This is a genomic window from Stenotrophomonas sp. AG209, from assembly GCF_003550055.1.
Taxonomy (GTDB): domain Bacteria; phylum Pseudomonadota; class Gammaproteobacteria; order Xanthomonadales; family Xanthomonadaceae; genus Stenotrophomonas.
On sequence record NZ_QXDB01000005.1, the window covers coordinates 132,192 to 146,084 of the forward strand.

Genomic DNA, 13,893 nt, shown 5'->3' on the forward strand with positions numbered 1-13,893 from the left:
GCGTCACCGCCCGGCCAGCCAACCGATCACGCCCTCGGCGGCACGCAGGCCGCTGGCGTAGCACGCGGTCAGCAGGTAGCCGCCTGTCGGCGCTTCCCAGTCCAGCATCTCGCCGGCACAGAACACACCCGGCAGCGCCCGCAGCATCAGGTCATCATCGAGTGCGTCCAGGCGCACGCCACCGGCGGTGCTGATCACTTCGGCCATCGGCCGTGGCCGCAGCAGGCGCAGTGGCAGGCGTTTGAGCGTGGCGACCACGGCAGGCAGGTCGTTGCCCGCGTCCTTGCCGAGGATCTCGAACACCAGCGCGGCCTTTACCGCATCCAGGCCGGCCTGGCGGCGCAGGTGCTCACCGAAGCTGCGGCCCTTGCGCGGGCGTGACAGGTCGGCCAGCAGGCGCGCCTCGTCTCGGCCAGGCACCAGGTCCAGCCACAGCATGGCGTGTCCATCGCGGTTGATGGTCTCGCGCAGGTCGGCCGCCAACGCATAGATCAGGCTGCCTTCGATACCGTACTCGCTGGCCACGCATTCGCCCTGCAGCGACTGTGGCTGTCCGGCCAGGTCGATCCAGTGCGCGACCACCGGCTTCAACGGCGCGCCGGCATTGCGCTGGGCGAAGAATGGGGTCCAGTCCACGTCGAATCCGCAATTGGCCGACTGCAGTGGCGCGATGTCCACGCCCCGCGCCTGCAGGGGCGCGACCCAGGCGCCATCACTACCCAGCTGAGGCCAGCTGCCGCCGCCCGTGGCCAGTACAGTGGCATCGGCGTGGATGTCGATCTCGCCCGCCTCGGTGGCGAAACGCAGCACGCCCTCGTCGCCCCAGCCGATCCAGCGGTGGTTGGCATGCAGGCGCACGCCCTGTTCCTTCAGTCGGCGCACCCAGCCGCGCAGCAGTGGGGCTGCCTTGCGGTCAACCGGGAACACGCGGCCGGAGCTGCCCACATAGGTCTCCACGCCGAAGCCGGCAGCCCAGTCGCGCAGCGCCTGCGCGTCGAAGCCGTCCAGCCAGCGGCCCACGGCAGCGGACTGCTCGCGGTAGCGGCTGTCGAACAGCGGGCGCGGATCGGAATGGGTGAGGTTGAGGCCGCCCTTGCCGGCGATCAGGAACTTGCGGCCGGGTGAGCCCTTGGCCTCGTACAGGTCCACCTCCAGCCCAACGACGCGCAGGCGCTCGGCGGCGAACAGGCCGGCCGGGCCACCGCCGATGACGGCGACCCGATGGGGCGTTGCGGTATTACGGTTTGACATCGAGCAGCTCGACATCGAACACCAGCGACGAGCCAGCCGGGATCGGGCCGACCCGGCGGTCGCCGTAGCCGTAGTCCGGCGGGATCATCAGCGTGCGCTTGCCGCCGACCTTCATGCCGGCCACGCCTTCATCCCAGCCGCGGATGACCTGGCCGGCGCCGAGGGCGAAGGTGAACGGTTCGCTACGGCTGACCGAGCTGTCGAAGGTCTTGCCGTGCTTGCTCTCGGTGCGGTTGTCGTAGATCCAGCCGGTGTAGTGCACGGTGACCTTGCTGCCGGAGACGGCCTCGGCACCGGTGCCGGGCACGGTATCGATACGTTCGAAGGTGGTCAGGGTGCCGCCCGGCGGCGGGCCGGAGGGCTCGCTCGAGCAGCCAACGGCGGCGAGGGACAGCAGCAGGGGGAGCAGCAGGCGGCGCATCGGGCGTCTCCGGTAGGGCGCAGGGCGAGGGCGGCAAGGGTAGCGCATCGGCGCCGGGTATCATGGGTACATGGCAAAACTCCTGCTCAATCTGCGCAATGTCGGCGACGACGAATATGCCGATGTCTGCACGCTGCTCGATCAGCACGGCATCGCCTGGTATCGCACCGAACCCAGCCCCTGGGGCATTTCCAATGGCGGCCTGTGGCTGCGCGAGGATGCTGATCATCCGCGTGCGAAGGCGCTGATGGCCGAGTACCAGGCCGAACGCGGGCCGCGCATCCGCGCCGAGCGCGAACAGGCGCTGCGCGACGGCACGGCGGAGACGTTCGGCAGCCTGTTCCGGCGGCGGCCGGTGTTCGTGCTGCTGGTACTGCTGGGAATGGCCGTTGCGGCGGCGCTGGTGCTGCTGCCGTTCATGCTGTTGCGGGGGTAGGGGGCTTCTGGCCGGGTTGCACCCGGCACCCGCCGATGCCAGGGCAACTACAACAGCAACAGCAACAGCAGGCAATCCGTGGTGGGCAGGGCGGTGTGGGCAGGCGGGACACGCCGTAAACCCGTCCATGGGGGCTCGATGGCGCCATCCATGGCGCCAACGGTCCCGCCTGCCCACACCGCCCTGCCTCTGACAGGTTCCGGGTGCCTGCCGGGGTCGGATCCCTCTGCCGCGCAGAGGGCTCTGACCCCCTGAATCTGTCTGTGCGGGCAGGAGGCGCTAAAATGGCAGGATGATCGCCAATACCGCTGCCTACCATTTCGCCGTCATCGACGCCCCCCAGGCCCTGTGCGACCAGTTGCTGGCGCGCGCCGAGGCGGCGGAGCTGCGCGGCACGATCCTGGTGGCGGGCGAGGGGCTGAACCTGTTCCTGGCCGGTGCGCCGGAGGCGGTCGAGGGCTTCTACGCGGCGCTGCATGCCGATGCGCGTTTTGCCGATATGCGGGTCAAGACCAGCCTGAGCGAGCACCAGCCGTTCGCGCGGCTGAAGGCCAAGGTGAAGGACGAGATCATCAGCTTCCGCCGCGATGACGGCCAGCCGCTGGACTATCCGCGTGCCCCGGCGGTCGATCCGGCCACGGTGCAGCGCTGGCTGCGGCAGGGGCATGACGACGCTGGCAAGCCGGTGGTGATGCTCGATACCCGCAACCTGCAGGAAGTGGAGTACGGCACCTTCAAGGATGCGCTGGTGTTGCCCATCCACAAGTTCACCGACCTGCCGGAGGCATTGGCGCCGCACCGCGAAGCGCTGAAGGACAGCACCGTGGTCAGTTTCTGCACCGGCGGCATCCGCTGCGAGAAGGCCGCACTGTGGATGGCCAACGATGGCATGGACAACGTGCTGCAGCTCGATGGCGGCATCCTCGGCTACTTCGAGGAGGTGGGCGGCGAAGGTTACGAAGGCCGCTGCTTCGTGTTCGACGAGCGCGTGGCGCTGGATGCCGAACTGAAGCCGATGGTCGACCAGCCACTACCGGAGCCGCGCCCCAGCGCGTTCTGACGCTTCCCCGGTAGAGCCGGCCGCTGGCCGGCTGCCAGGGCACTTTGCCTGCCGGCCAGCGGTCGGCACCACCGGATCAAGCGCGACCCGCCATGAACCGGCCCCACGGGAATCAGCATCCCGCCACCGTCACTGGCCGCCGCGCCTGGCCGACCCCATGCATGGGGGATCCTGTGACGGAAAACCGCTGATGATCCCGTTGTCGATCCTTGACCTGGCCCCGGTCTGCGAGGGCAGTGACACCACCGCTGCCTTCGCCAACATGCTGGAACTGGCCCAGCACGCCGATGCGCTGGGCTACCGCCGCTACTGGCTGGCCGAACACCACAACATGCCCGGCATCGCCAGCGCCGCCACGGCCGTGCTGATCGGCCATGTTGCCGGTGGTACGAAGCGCATCCGCGTCGGGGCAGGCGGCATCATGCTGCCCAACCACGCGCCGCTGCAGGTGGCCGAGCAGTTCGGCACGCTGGCCTCGCTGTATCCGGATCGCATCGACCTCGGCCTGGGTCGTGCCCCAGGCACCGACCAACCAACCGCGCGTGCATTGCGCCGCTACTTCGACAGCGCCGACCAGTTCCCGCAGGATGTGCGCGAGCTGCTGCATTATTTCGAGCCGGTGCAGCCTGGCCAGGCAGTGCAGGCCGTTCCCGGAGGCGGCCTGCGGGTGCCGACCTGGATCCTTGGTTCGAGCCTGTTCGGCGCACGCATGGCCGCCTCGATGGGCTTGCCCTATGCGTTCGCCTCGCACTTCGCGCCTGATGTGATGGATGAAGCGTTGGCGGTATATCGCCGCGAATTCCGCCCCTCGGCGACGTTGAAGCAGCCGCACGCGATGCTGGCGCTGAACGTCGTTGCCAGCGACAGCGAAGCCGAGTCGCGCCGCCTCTTCACCAGCCAGCAGCAGAGTTTCGTCAACCTGCGCCGAGGTCGACCGGGCAAGATTCCGGCGCCGATCGACGATATCGAAACTTTCTGGGAACCGCATGAAAAGCTGGGTGTGGAGCGGGCATTGGCCTGCACCGTGCTGGGCGATCCGCAGCAGGTGGCGGAAGGCATCGCCGCGTTTGTCGAGCGCCACAAGCCAGACGAACTGATGCTTACCGCCAACCTGTATGACCACCGCGCGCGCCTGCGTTCGTTCGAACTGGCCATGCACGCCTGGCATGCCCGCCACGCGGGCTGAACAATTGCGTCACGGCCCATTGCGGCCGAACCGCGTCTGATGGGGGCTCACACCGATGGAGCCCCCACATGGCTGATATCCGCGCCGAACACATCGCCCAACTGGCAGAACTGATCAAGGACGTCGAGGTGGCGATGTTCGCCACGACCGGCGTCGATGGACGACTCTACAGCCGGCCGCTGGCCACCCAGCAGGTCACCTTCGACGGTGATCTGTGGTTTGTCATCACCGCCGACAGCCCCAAGGTCGCCGAGATCGCACTTGATCCATACGTCAACGTGGCCTACGCCTCGCCTTCGAAGAACACCTATGTGTCGGTGGCAGGGCGTGCGCGCATCGTCGACGACCGCGCGAAGATCGAAGAGCTGTGGTCGCCGGCGATGAAGCTGTTCTTTCCGGGCGGCATGGACGACCCGAACCTCCGCCTGATCCAGGTGCGCGCCGACTCGGCCGAATACTGGGATGGCCCGGGCACGCTGCTGGGGACGGCGCTGAGTTTCGTGCTGTCGGCCGTGCAGGACGAGCCCGCGCCGTTGGCCGACAATGGCTTCATCGACCTGCGGTGAGAGCTTCATCCACGCATGGCGTGGATCTACTGCATCCCGGTAGATCCACGCCATGCGTGGATGGGGCAACCCCGATGAATTCCGGTGCTCAGAACCAGCGCTGGAACAGCTCCATCGTGTAGCCCACCAGCTGTCCCGAACTGAAGCCGAAGAACGCGATCGCCGCCAACGCCGCGATCCAGTTGATCAGTCAGTAGATCCACGCCATGCGTGGATGGGGCAACCCCGATGAATTCCGGTGTTCAGAACCAACGCTGGAACAGCTCCACCGTGTAGCCCACCAGCTGTCCCGAACTGAAGCCGAAGAACGCGATCGCCGCCAACGCTGCGATCCAGTTGAACAGCATCAGCGCACCATCGCGTTCCAGCAGTGCCAGCGAGAACAGCAGCAGCTGGAAGCCGAACAGGAAGTTGGTGAAGGGAATCGGCAGCGACAGCAGGATGCCAAGCAGCACCAGCAGCAGGCCAGTGAAGGCGTGTGCAGGCAGCGGTGTCAGCAGCTGCGGCAGGCGCGGTTTCAGCATCCGGTCCAGCCGTCGCAGCGGGCGGTCGATGCGGTCCAGGAAGCGGTGCATGGTGCCGCGCTTCGGTCCACGGCGGGCAATGAAGCCAGGCAGCCACGGGCGGCGCAGGCAGAACAGCATCTGCAGGCCGATCAGGATCACCAGTGGGCCGCTGACCGCGCCGCCCATGCCCGGGATCGGGATGAACGAGGGCAGGATCGCCACGAACAGGAACACGCCGAACGCGCTCTGCTGCAGGTTGCACAGGATCTGGCCGAGCGGCATGTGCTCGGCCGGGTCGCCGGAGGCGAACATCTCCAGCAGGGTGCGGATGCCCTCGTTGCGGTAGGCCGGGCGCTCAACGCCCGGACCCTGGCCGGCCTCAGGCGGTGAGCTCATCGGCCTGCTCGTCGGACAGCGTGCGCAGCAGCAGCTTGTCAACCCGCGCACCATCCAGGTCGACCACCTCGAAGCGCCAGCCGGCCCAGTCGAAGTACTCGCCCGCGTGCGGGATGCGGCCGAAGTAGTGGATGCACATGCCGGCCAGCGTGTAGTAATCGCCATCCTCGGCATCGGGCAGATCGTTGCTGCCGATCAGCTCGCGCAGGTCCTCGATCGGCAGCGAGCCGTCCACCAGCAGCGAACCGTCTTCACGGGTCACCACCAGCGCATCTTCGTCGGCGTTCTCCACCGCCTGCAGGCGGCCGACCACGGCGCCCATCAGGTCGCTGATGGTCACCAGGCCCTGGATTTCGCCGTACTCGTCCACCACCAGCGCCATCGACTGCTGTTCCTCGCGGAAGATCTCCAGCAGCTTCATCGCGTGGGTTGATTCGGAGACGTACAGCGGTTCGCGCAGGGTCTGGAACAGCGCGTTGTCACCGCGCGCCATGCGCGTGGCCAGCGATTTCAGTTCAAGCACGCCGACCACGTCCATGTCGTTGTCGCGGTATACCGGGTACCGCGAGAACTCGTGCTCGGCCATGATCTCCAGATTGCGCTCCAGCCCGGCCTGGGTATCCAGCCAGGCGATGCGGTTGCGCGGGGTCATCAGGCTGTCGGCGGTGCGGTCGCCCAGGCGCATGACGCGGTTCATCATGTCGCGCTCGTGGGCGTCGATCACACCGGCCTCGTGGCTCTCGGCCACCAGCATGCGGATCTCTTCTTCAGTCACCGAGGCGACTTCATCCTTGCCCAGGCCGAATAGGCGCAGCACCAGCTGGGTGGTCTTGGACAGCAGCCAGACGAAGGGCAGGGCCAGCTTGGCCAGCCAGCTCATCGGCATCGCGACCAGGCCGGCAATGGCCTCCGAGCGGGTCAGCGCCAGGCGCTTGGGCACCAGTTCGCCGAAGATCAGCGTGATGAAGGTGATCAGGCTGACCGCCAGCGCGGTACCGATGTTGCCAGCGTAGGCGAAGCCGGGCATCAGGCCCTGGATCCAGCCGGCGAAGGCTTCACCCAGCGCTTCACCGCCGAGGTAGCCGGTCAGCACGCCGATCACGGTGATGCCGATCTGCACGGTGGACAGGAAGCTCTCCGGCTTCTCCGACAGCTCCAGCGCCTTGGCGGCACGCTTGGAGGTGGCGGCCATCTGCTTCAGGCGGCTCTTGCGCGAGGTCATGACCGACATCTCGGACATGGCGAAGAAGCCGTTCAGCAGAACAAGCGCGAAGACAATCAGGATCATTTCAAACACGGGCGTCGTCCCCGGTTGGTGGCAGGGAGGGCGGGTGCTTGCGATGGCGGCTGGCGCTCAGGAACAGGGTCCGGCGCGGCGCAGGGGGATAAGGGTCGTCGTCCATAAGGTGCGCCCGAAGGCGCGCTGGCATCTTAGCAAAGGGGCATGGCAGGGTGGCAACCGCCTGTTCAGGTTGGGGGTTCCAAGGCCTCGAAAGGGGGCGGGGATACCCGTGATGGTCATCTAGCCGTCATAATTCCGTCTGGTGCCGTCCTTCCCGCGACGGCTGACAGGTTTCTCAATGTTCTCTCTGCAGACCATTTTCGGTTCCGGCAAACAGTTCTACACCCTGCTCGATGAGGCTGCCGTCGCGGCTTCCGACGCCGCCAAGGCGCTGCATTCCATGCTGCGCGAGGCCGACCGCCAGCCCGCGCTGGACGCCTTCAAGCTGGCCCGCCTGCGCGAACGCGCGGCCTCGGACAAGATCAGCCAGGCGCTGGTGGACAGCTTCATGACCCCGATCGAGCGCGAAGACATCGAAGCGCTGGGCTCGGCGCTGTACAAGATTCCCAAGCAGATCGAGAAGTTCGCCGATCGCTATTCGCTGGCCACGACCCACCTGGAGCACATCGACTTCGCGCCGCGCGCGGCGATGCTGGAACAGGCTGCCGGCGTGGTGGTGGAGATGGTGGCCGACCTGCGCCACATGAACCTGGACCGGATGACCGCGCTCAACGAGAAGCTGCGCTCGCTGGAGAACGAGGCCGACCGCCTGATGCTCGAGCTGTACCGCGACATCTATTCGGGCCGCCTGGACAACCTGCAGATGTTCCTGCTGAAGGAATTCTTCGAGATCCTGGAAAAGGCCATCGACCGTTGCCGCGAGGCCGGCGTGGTGGCGTACCAGATCGTGTTGAAGAACAGCTGACGGACGCCGCCGCATGTTGACCCTTGTCCTGGTGGTGATCCTGGCCGCGCTCGTTTTCGAGTTCATCAACGGCTTCCACGACACTGCCAATTCCATTGCCACCGTGGTGGCGACCAAGGTGCTCTCGCCCGGCTGGGCGGTGATGCTGGCCGCCTTCATGAACCTCATCGGTGCACTGACCGGTACCGCGGTGGCGCTGACCATCGCCTCGGGCCTGCTCAACACCAACGTGGTTGACGTCACCCCGCAGGTGATCCTGTGCGCCCTGCTGGGCGGCATCATCTGGAACCTGATCACCTGGTGGAAGGGCTTGCCGTCCTCGTCCTCGCACGCGCTGATCGGTGGCCTCTGCGGCGCCGGCCTGGCCGCCGCCCACAACAACTGGGACGCGCTGATCTGGTCCGAGCGCCTGGGCAGCTGGGCGCAGAACAAGGGCCTGCTGTGGAAGGTGTTCGTGCCGATGATCACCTCGCCGATCGCCGGTTTCCTGCTCGGCATCGTGGTGATGGTGCTGCTGTGGGCGCTGATCGCCGGCCTGGCCAAGATTGGTGGTGCCATCGGTCGTCTGGCCCGCCCGCGCATCGTCAACGCCTTCTTCGGCAAGGCGCAGATCGCCTCGGCGGCCTACATGGGCTTCGCCCACGGCCACAACGACGCGCAGAAGACCATGGGCATCATCGCGATGACCCTGATCGGCGCCGAAGCCACCGGCGCATTGAACGACCTGCCGTCCTGGCTGGCCTTCATGCACCCGGACGCGCATGCCGGTGACGGCATCGCCATGTGGATCGTGCTGACCTGTGCGGTGGTGATGGCGGCCGGTACCGCCTCGGGCGGCTGGAAGATCATCAAGACCCTGGGCCACAAGATGGTCAAGCTGCACCCGATCCACGGCTTCGCCGCGGAGACCAGCTCGGCCACCATCCTGACCCTGGCCGCCCACTTCGGCATGCCGGTCTCGACCACGCACAGCATCTCCACCGCGATCATGGGCGTCGGTTTCGCCAAGAACCCGCGCTCGCTGAAATTCGGCGTGATCGAGCGCATCGTCTGGGCCTGGATCCTGACCATCCCGGCCGCCGGCGGTTGCGCGTACCTGATCCTGAAGCTGTTCGAGCTGTTCGGCTGGACCTGATGCCAGTGGCCTTGGGGTCAGAGCCATTTCCCTGCGGGAAAAGGATCTGACCCCGACAAACGAAAAAGCCCGCCGTATTCCGGCGGGCTTTTTTCATGGGCAGATCGTTTCTCGGTATCCAGCGTGTCGACCAAGGTCGACACCCACCAAATCAGCAGGAAGTAGACACCCACCGACAGCGGACGGTCGCCTCCCCAACCGCCGCAGGAACCTGTCAGCGGCGGGGTGGGGTGGGGTTGCAGGACCGTTGGCGCCATGGATGGCGCCATCGAGCCCCCATGGACGGGTTCACGGCGTGTCCTGCAACCCCACCCCACCTCGCCAGCCCACGGAACCCCGGCTTTTGACGTTGGACGTTGCCGTTGCAGTCAGCGGGTGCCGGGCCGCAGGCCCGGCCGACCCCCTCAATTACGCTGGAACAACGCCTGCACATCCTTGCGGAACGCCGCCTGGCTGTCCGCCCGGCTGTAGAACATGTGCCCGCCCGGATAGCTCCGCACCTGCACCCGGTCCGGATTGCTGCCCATCGTCGGCATCTGGTCCACGGTCAGGATCGAGCCCATGAACGGGCACGACAGGTCGTTCCAGCCATGCACGATCAGTACCTGCAGATGCGGATCGATCGCCACCGCCTGGCGCAGCTGGGTCACCGCGCCCTGGCGCAGCTCGCCATTGCGGTCCCACAACCGGTTCACGTCGTAGTTCAGCGCCTGGTAGCGCGCATCGACCTTCCAGCCGACCACGCGCGTCACGAAGTCGACCATCGCCGTGGTGGTCGGCGCGATGATGCTGTCCAGCAGTGGATCGTTGGCGCGCTGCTCCGGATCATTCGGGAACGGATCGAACGCGGTCACGTTGGAGTCGTAGCGGCTGCCCAGCGTGCCCTTGTCGCGGAACACTTCACGCAGGTAGGCCTGGGTTTCCAGGCGCCCGCCGGCGCGGCGCACGAACTGCGGGTCCAGTCCGGTCAGCGCGGTCACTCGGCGCAGCATGGCTTCCGTAGCCTGCGGATCGCTGCGGCCCTTCATCAGCGCGGTGGCGTAGTCGCCACGGGTGTACTCCACCACCTCGCGCATCGCCGCATCGGTCAGCTTGCCCTGGCGCTCCAGGTGCGCCGCGGCGATCGACGGCAACGTCTGCATCCACGCCATCGGCGAGACATCAGCGTTGTCTTCCAGGGTCGGGCTCAGGTAGGGCGAGACCAGCACCAGGCCGTTCATCGCCACGCCCAGCCGGGTCTGCAGGAAGTGGGTGATGCGTGGGCCACGGTAGCCACCGTAGCTCTCGCCGGTCAGGTACTTGCGCGAGGCCATGCGCTGGTTGCGCAGCAGCCAGTCGTAGATCGAACGCGACAGGTATTCGACGTCGGCACTGGGGTTGTACAGCGCCTTCTTGGCTTCGTCGTCGCCGATGCGCGCGCGGCTGAAGCCGGTGCCGACCGGATCGATGAACACCAGGTCGGTGAAGTCCAGCCAGGTGCCCGGGTTGTCGTGCAGGGTGGCCGGCGCCGATGCGCTGTCACCCTCGGAGCCGAAGGTCACCACCTTGGGCCCGATGGCACCCATGTTGAGGTACACCGACGATGCCCCGGGGCCGCCATTGAGCGCGAAGGTCACCGGCCGGTCCTTGCCCGGCATCGTGTAGGCGGTGAACACCACGTCGGCGATCACCTTGCCCTTGGCATCGCGTACCGGCAGGGTGCCGACGGTGGCGGTGTAGTCCAGGATGCGGCCGGCCAGGCGCATGCTCTGGCGGACCGAGGCGTCGGCGGGCAGCGCAGGCGCTTCGGTCTTCTCCTCTTTCGGATCAGGCTTGGCCTCGGCGTCGGGCGCGGCCAGCACGCTGGCTGGGGCGATGAGCAGGCCGACGCAGAGCGCGGCAGTATGCAACAGGGACTTCATGGCACCGGATCGGCAGCGGAAGGGGGTTCCGATGCTAGGCCGGTGACGGGCCATGCCGTATGTGTCCAAAGGCATGGCCGCGCGTCGAGGCCGCCACTGGCCAGATTGGGTCAAGCGGGCAGGGTGGCTGCCGCGTCGTCGTCGGCCAGCAGGCCATAGACGGCCGAGTCGGCCAGTTTCCCCTGGATGCGCCACCGTTGGCGCAGCACCCCCTCGCGGTGGAAGCCCAGGCGTTCCAGCACGTGCGCGGAGGGCGCGTTGCGCGGGTCGATCTCGGCTTCCACGCGATGCAGGTGCAGGGTGCGGAACAGGTAGGCCAGTACCTGTTGCAGGGCCTCGTGCATATAGCCCTGGCCCTGGCGATCGGGTGCCAGCAGGTAGCCGATCTCCGCGCGCGCGGCATCGCGGTCCACCGCGAACACCACGCAGATACCCAGCAGCGGACCTTCCAGCGATTCGCGCACGGCCAGCTTCAGCTGGGTGCCGATGGCATGGGCGGCGAGGTCATCGTCGATCTGCTCGCGCGCTTCGGCCTGTCGCGTCCAGGCCGGATGGTTCCACCAGCGCATCACATCCGGGTTGGACTGCAGCGTGAACAGCGCGGCGGCGTCGTCACGGCGGATCGGGCTCAGGACCAGCCGTGCACTGTGCAGCGGCAGGCCGGGGAACAGCAGCGAGTGGCTGGCCAATACGGTGGTCCACGCGGATGGACGCGCATTATGGCGCCGCCGGGTTTGCCGATGGGGGTGTAATGCCCCGGGCCGGCACTACCGGGCAACCGGGTCAGAGCCGTTTCCTGTCAGGAAACGGATCCGACCCCGCGCCGGGATCAGACTTCCAGCGAAGCCAGGTCGCCCTTCGACTCCAGCCAGCCCTTGCGGTCGGACGCGCGCTTCTTGGCCAGCAGCATGTCCATCAGCGAACGGGTCTGCTCGCCATCGTCCACGGTCAGCTGCACCAGGCGGCGCGTATCCGGGTGGATGGTGGATTCACGCAGCTGCGGCGGATTCATCTCGCCCAGGCCCTTGAAGCGGGTCACGTTGATTGCGCCCTTGATCTTCTCGCGCTCGATCTTGTCCAGCATCGTGCGCTTCTCTTCCTCGTCCAGGGCGTAGAACACCTGCTTGCCCACGTCGATGCGGAACAGCGGCGGCATCGCCACGAACACGTGGCCGGCATCGACCAGCGCCGGGAAGTGCTTCAGGAACAGCGCGGTCAGCAGGGTCGCGATGTGCAGGCCGTCGGAGTCCGCGTCGGCCAGGATGATGACCTTGCCGTAACGCAGGCCGGCGATGTCGTCCTTGCCGGGGTCGCAGCCGATGGCCACGGCCAGGTTGTGCACTTCTTCCGAAGCCAGCACGCTGTTGGACGAGACTTCCCAGGTGTTGAGGATCTTGCCGCGCAGCGGCAGGATCGCCTGGAAGTCCTTGTCGCGCGCCTGCTTGGCGCTGCCGCCTGCCGAGTCACCTTCCACCAGGAACAGCTCGGTGCGCGACAGGTCCTGGCTGATGCAGTCGGCCAGCTTGCCTGGCAGGGCCGGGCCTTGCGTGACCTTCTTGCGGACGACCAGCTTCTCGGTCTTCAGGCGCGCACTGGCGCGCTCGATGGCGATCTGCGCGATCTTCTCGCCCAGTTCCACGTTCTGGTTCAGCAGCAGGCTGAAGGCATCGTGCGCGGCGCCTTCAACGAAGCCGGCGGCCTGGCGCGAGGACAGGCGTTCCTTGGTCTGGCCGCTGAACTGCGGGTCGGTCATCTTCAGCGACAGCACGAACGACACTCGGTCCCACACGTCTTCCGGGGCCAGCTTGACGCCGCGCGGCAGCAGGTTGCGGAAGTCGCAGAACTCGCGCAGCGCCTCGGTCAGGCCGGTACGCAGGCCGTTGACGTGGGTGCCATGCTGGGCGGTCGGAATCAGGTTGACGTAGCTTTCCTGGACCAGCTCACCTTCCGGCAGCCAGGCCACGGCCCAGTCCACCACCTCGGTGTCCTTCTTCAGGTTGCCGACGAACAGGTCGGCCGGCAGCGATTCGCGCTCGCCCAGTTCCAGCTTCAGGTAATCGCGCAGGCCGTCTTCGTAGTACCAGGTATCGACTTCACCGGTGGCTTCGTCGGTCAGCTTGACGGTCAGGCCCGGGCACAGCACGGCCTTGGCACGCAGCAGGTGCTTCAACGCGCGCACCGCGAACTTCGGCGTGTCGAAGTACTTCGGGTCCGGCCAGAAGCGCACGCGGGTACCGGTGTTCTTCTTGCCGACGGTGCCGACCACTTCCAGCGGCGTGGCGCGGTCGCCATTGCGGAAGGTGATGCGGTGTTCAGCACCTTCGCGCTTGATGTGCACCTCCACCAGGGTCGACAGCGCGTTGACCACGCTGACGCCGACGCCGTGCAGGCCGCCGGAGAAGGTGTAGTTGTTGTTGCTGAACTTGCCGCCTGCATGCAGGCGGGTGAGGATCAGTTCGACGCCCGGGATCTTCTCTTCCGGATGGATGTCCACCGGCATGCCGCGGCCGTCATCGCTGACCTCCACGCTGCCGTCCTTGTACAGGGTGATCTCGATCGAGCGGGCATGGCCGGCGAGGGCCTCGTCCACCGAGTTGTCGATCACTTCCTGCGCCAGGTGGTTCGGGCGCGCAGTGTCGGTGTACATGCCGGGACGGCGCTTGACCGGGTCAAGGCCGGACAGGACTTCAATATCGGCGGCGTTATAGCGGGCGTTCATCTATCTTCTAAAGCGCGGAGCGACGCGCAAGTGTGCGGTCTGGACGGCGATTTTGCACGCCTGCGGTTCAGCCTCGGCGCCGGGGAGGGGGTAAAATGGCAGCCGCTGG

Annotated in this window: 14 protein-coding genes and 1 pseudogene; 6 read left to right on the forward strand and 9 right to left on the reverse strand. The window is 66.8% G+C overall.

Translation table 11 applies throughout. From position 1 onward, the window contains the following. Window positions 1-3: 3 nt before the first annotated feature. Both DFO63_RS19610 and DFO63_RS19615 read right to left on the reverse strand, forming a co-directional pair. On the reverse strand, window positions 4-1,251 hold the full coding sequence (locus DFO63_RS19610; RefSeq protein WP_119007636.1) for a TIGR03862 family flavoprotein: 1,248 nt from the start codon (window positions 1,249-1,251) through the stop codon (window positions 4-6). Then, entirely contained in the window at window positions 1,238-1,672 is a 435-nt protein-coding gene (locus DFO63_RS19615; protein WP_119007637.1) for an FKBP-type peptidyl-prolyl cis-trans isomerase, read from the reverse strand. The genes DFO63_RS19610 and DFO63_RS19615 overlap by 14 nt, the downstream gene beginning before the upstream one ends. Before the next feature lie 70 nt (window positions 1,673-1,742). Here DFO63_RS19615 and DFO63_RS19620 point away from each other — a divergent pair, with 70 nt between their 5' ends. From DFO63_RS19620 to DFO63_RS19635, 4 genes are all read left to right on the forward strand, one after another. Then, window positions 1,743-2,108: a DUF6164 family protein gene (locus DFO63_RS19620; RefSeq protein ID WP_119007638.1), complete on the forward strand. Its 366-nt coding sequence runs from the start codon at window positions 1,743-1,745 to the stop codon at window positions 2,106-2,108. Between the two features lie 292 nt (window positions 2,109-2,400). After that, window positions 2,401-3,168 carry a sulfurtransferase gene (locus DFO63_RS19625; RefSeq protein WP_087922178.1) on the forward strand — a complete coding sequence of 256 codons (768 nt, stop codon included), beginning with the start codon at window positions 2,401-2,403 and terminating at the stop codon, window positions 3,166-3,168. Between the two features lie 190 nt (window positions 3,169-3,358). Continuing rightward, window positions 3,359-4,354, forward strand: coding sequence for an LLM class flavin-dependent oxidoreductase (locus DFO63_RS19630; RefSeq protein WP_040008077.1), 996 nt, complete (start codon window positions 3,359-3,361; stop codon window positions 4,352-4,354). 68 nt (window positions 4,355-4,422) lie between these two features. Beyond that, the gene (locus DFO63_RS19635; protein ID WP_119007639.1) at window positions 4,423-4,920 is read left to right on the forward strand and encodes a pyridoxamine 5'-phosphate oxidase family protein; all 498 of its coding nucleotides are present in this window, start codon (window positions 4,423-4,425) and stop codon (window positions 4,918-4,920) included. Window positions 4,921-5,008: 88 nt separating this feature from the next. On the opposite strand, the pseudogene DFO63_RS22445 reads toward DFO63_RS19635, so the two are convergent. From DFO63_RS22445 to DFO63_RS19650, 3 genes and pseudogenes are all read right to left on the reverse strand, one after another. After that, window positions 5,009-5,110 (reverse strand): annotated as a pseudogene (locus DFO63_RS22445) (exopolysaccharide biosynthesis protein); the annotation flags it as partial. Between the two features lie 52 nt (window positions 5,111-5,162). Beyond that, window positions 5,163-5,822 carry an exopolysaccharide biosynthesis protein gene (locus tag DFO63_RS19645; RefSeq protein ID WP_014036728.1) on the reverse strand — a complete coding sequence of 220 codons (660 nt, stop codon included), beginning with the start codon at window positions 5,820-5,822 and terminating at the stop codon, window positions 5,163-5,165. Further along, window positions 5,806-7,110 carry a hemolysin family protein gene (locus DFO63_RS19650; protein ID WP_049445691.1) on the reverse strand — a complete coding sequence of 435 codons (1,305 nt, stop codon included), beginning with the start codon at window positions 7,108-7,110 and terminating at the stop codon, window positions 5,806-5,808. Before DFO63_RS19650 ends, DFO63_RS19645 begins: the two co-directional genes overlap by 17 nt. A 292-nt stretch (window positions 7,111-7,402) precedes the next feature. Between DFO63_RS19650 and DFO63_RS19655 the strand changes: the two genes are divergently transcribed. Both DFO63_RS19655 and DFO63_RS19660 read left to right on the forward strand, forming a co-directional pair. Continuing rightward, window positions 7,403-8,029, forward strand: coding sequence for a DUF47 family protein (locus tag DFO63_RS19655; protein WP_004152833.1), 627 nt, complete (start codon window positions 7,403-7,405; stop codon window positions 8,027-8,029). 13 nt (window positions 8,030-8,042) lie between these two features. Further along, complete coding sequence (locus DFO63_RS19660) at window positions 8,043-9,164, forward strand: inorganic phosphate transporter (RefSeq protein WP_014036730.1); 1,122 nt, start codon at window positions 8,043-8,045, stop codon at window positions 9,162-9,164. Window positions 9,165-9,181: 17 nt separating this feature from the next. Here DFO63_RS19660 and DFO63_RS22055 read toward each other — a convergent pair whose 3' ends face one another. The 4 genes from DFO63_RS22055 to parE form a co-directional block, all read right to left on the reverse strand. Then, window positions 9,182-9,421 (reverse strand): hypothetical protein, encoded by a 240-nt coding sequence (locus DFO63_RS22055; protein ID WP_147416487.1) that lies wholly within the window; start codon window positions 9,419-9,421, stop codon window positions 9,182-9,184. A 147-nt stretch (window positions 9,422-9,568) separates the two neighbouring features. Continuing rightward, complete coding sequence (locus DFO63_RS19665) at window positions 9,569-11,065, reverse strand: S10 family peptidase (RefSeq protein WP_119007640.1); 1,497 nt, start codon at window positions 11,063-11,065, stop codon at window positions 9,569-9,571. Between the two features lie 110 nt (window positions 11,066-11,175). Next, the gene (locus DFO63_RS19670; RefSeq protein WP_049445686.1) at window positions 11,176-11,754 is read right to left on the reverse strand and encodes a GNAT family protein; all 579 of its coding nucleotides are present in this window, start codon (window positions 11,752-11,754) and stop codon (window positions 11,176-11,178) included. Between the two features lie 140 nt (window positions 11,755-11,894). After that, entirely contained in the window at window positions 11,895-13,784 is a 1,890-nt protein-coding gene (parE, locus tag DFO63_RS19675; protein ID WP_014036733.1) for a DNA topoisomerase IV subunit B, read from the reverse strand. Window positions 13,785-13,893: the final 109 nt, after the last annotated feature.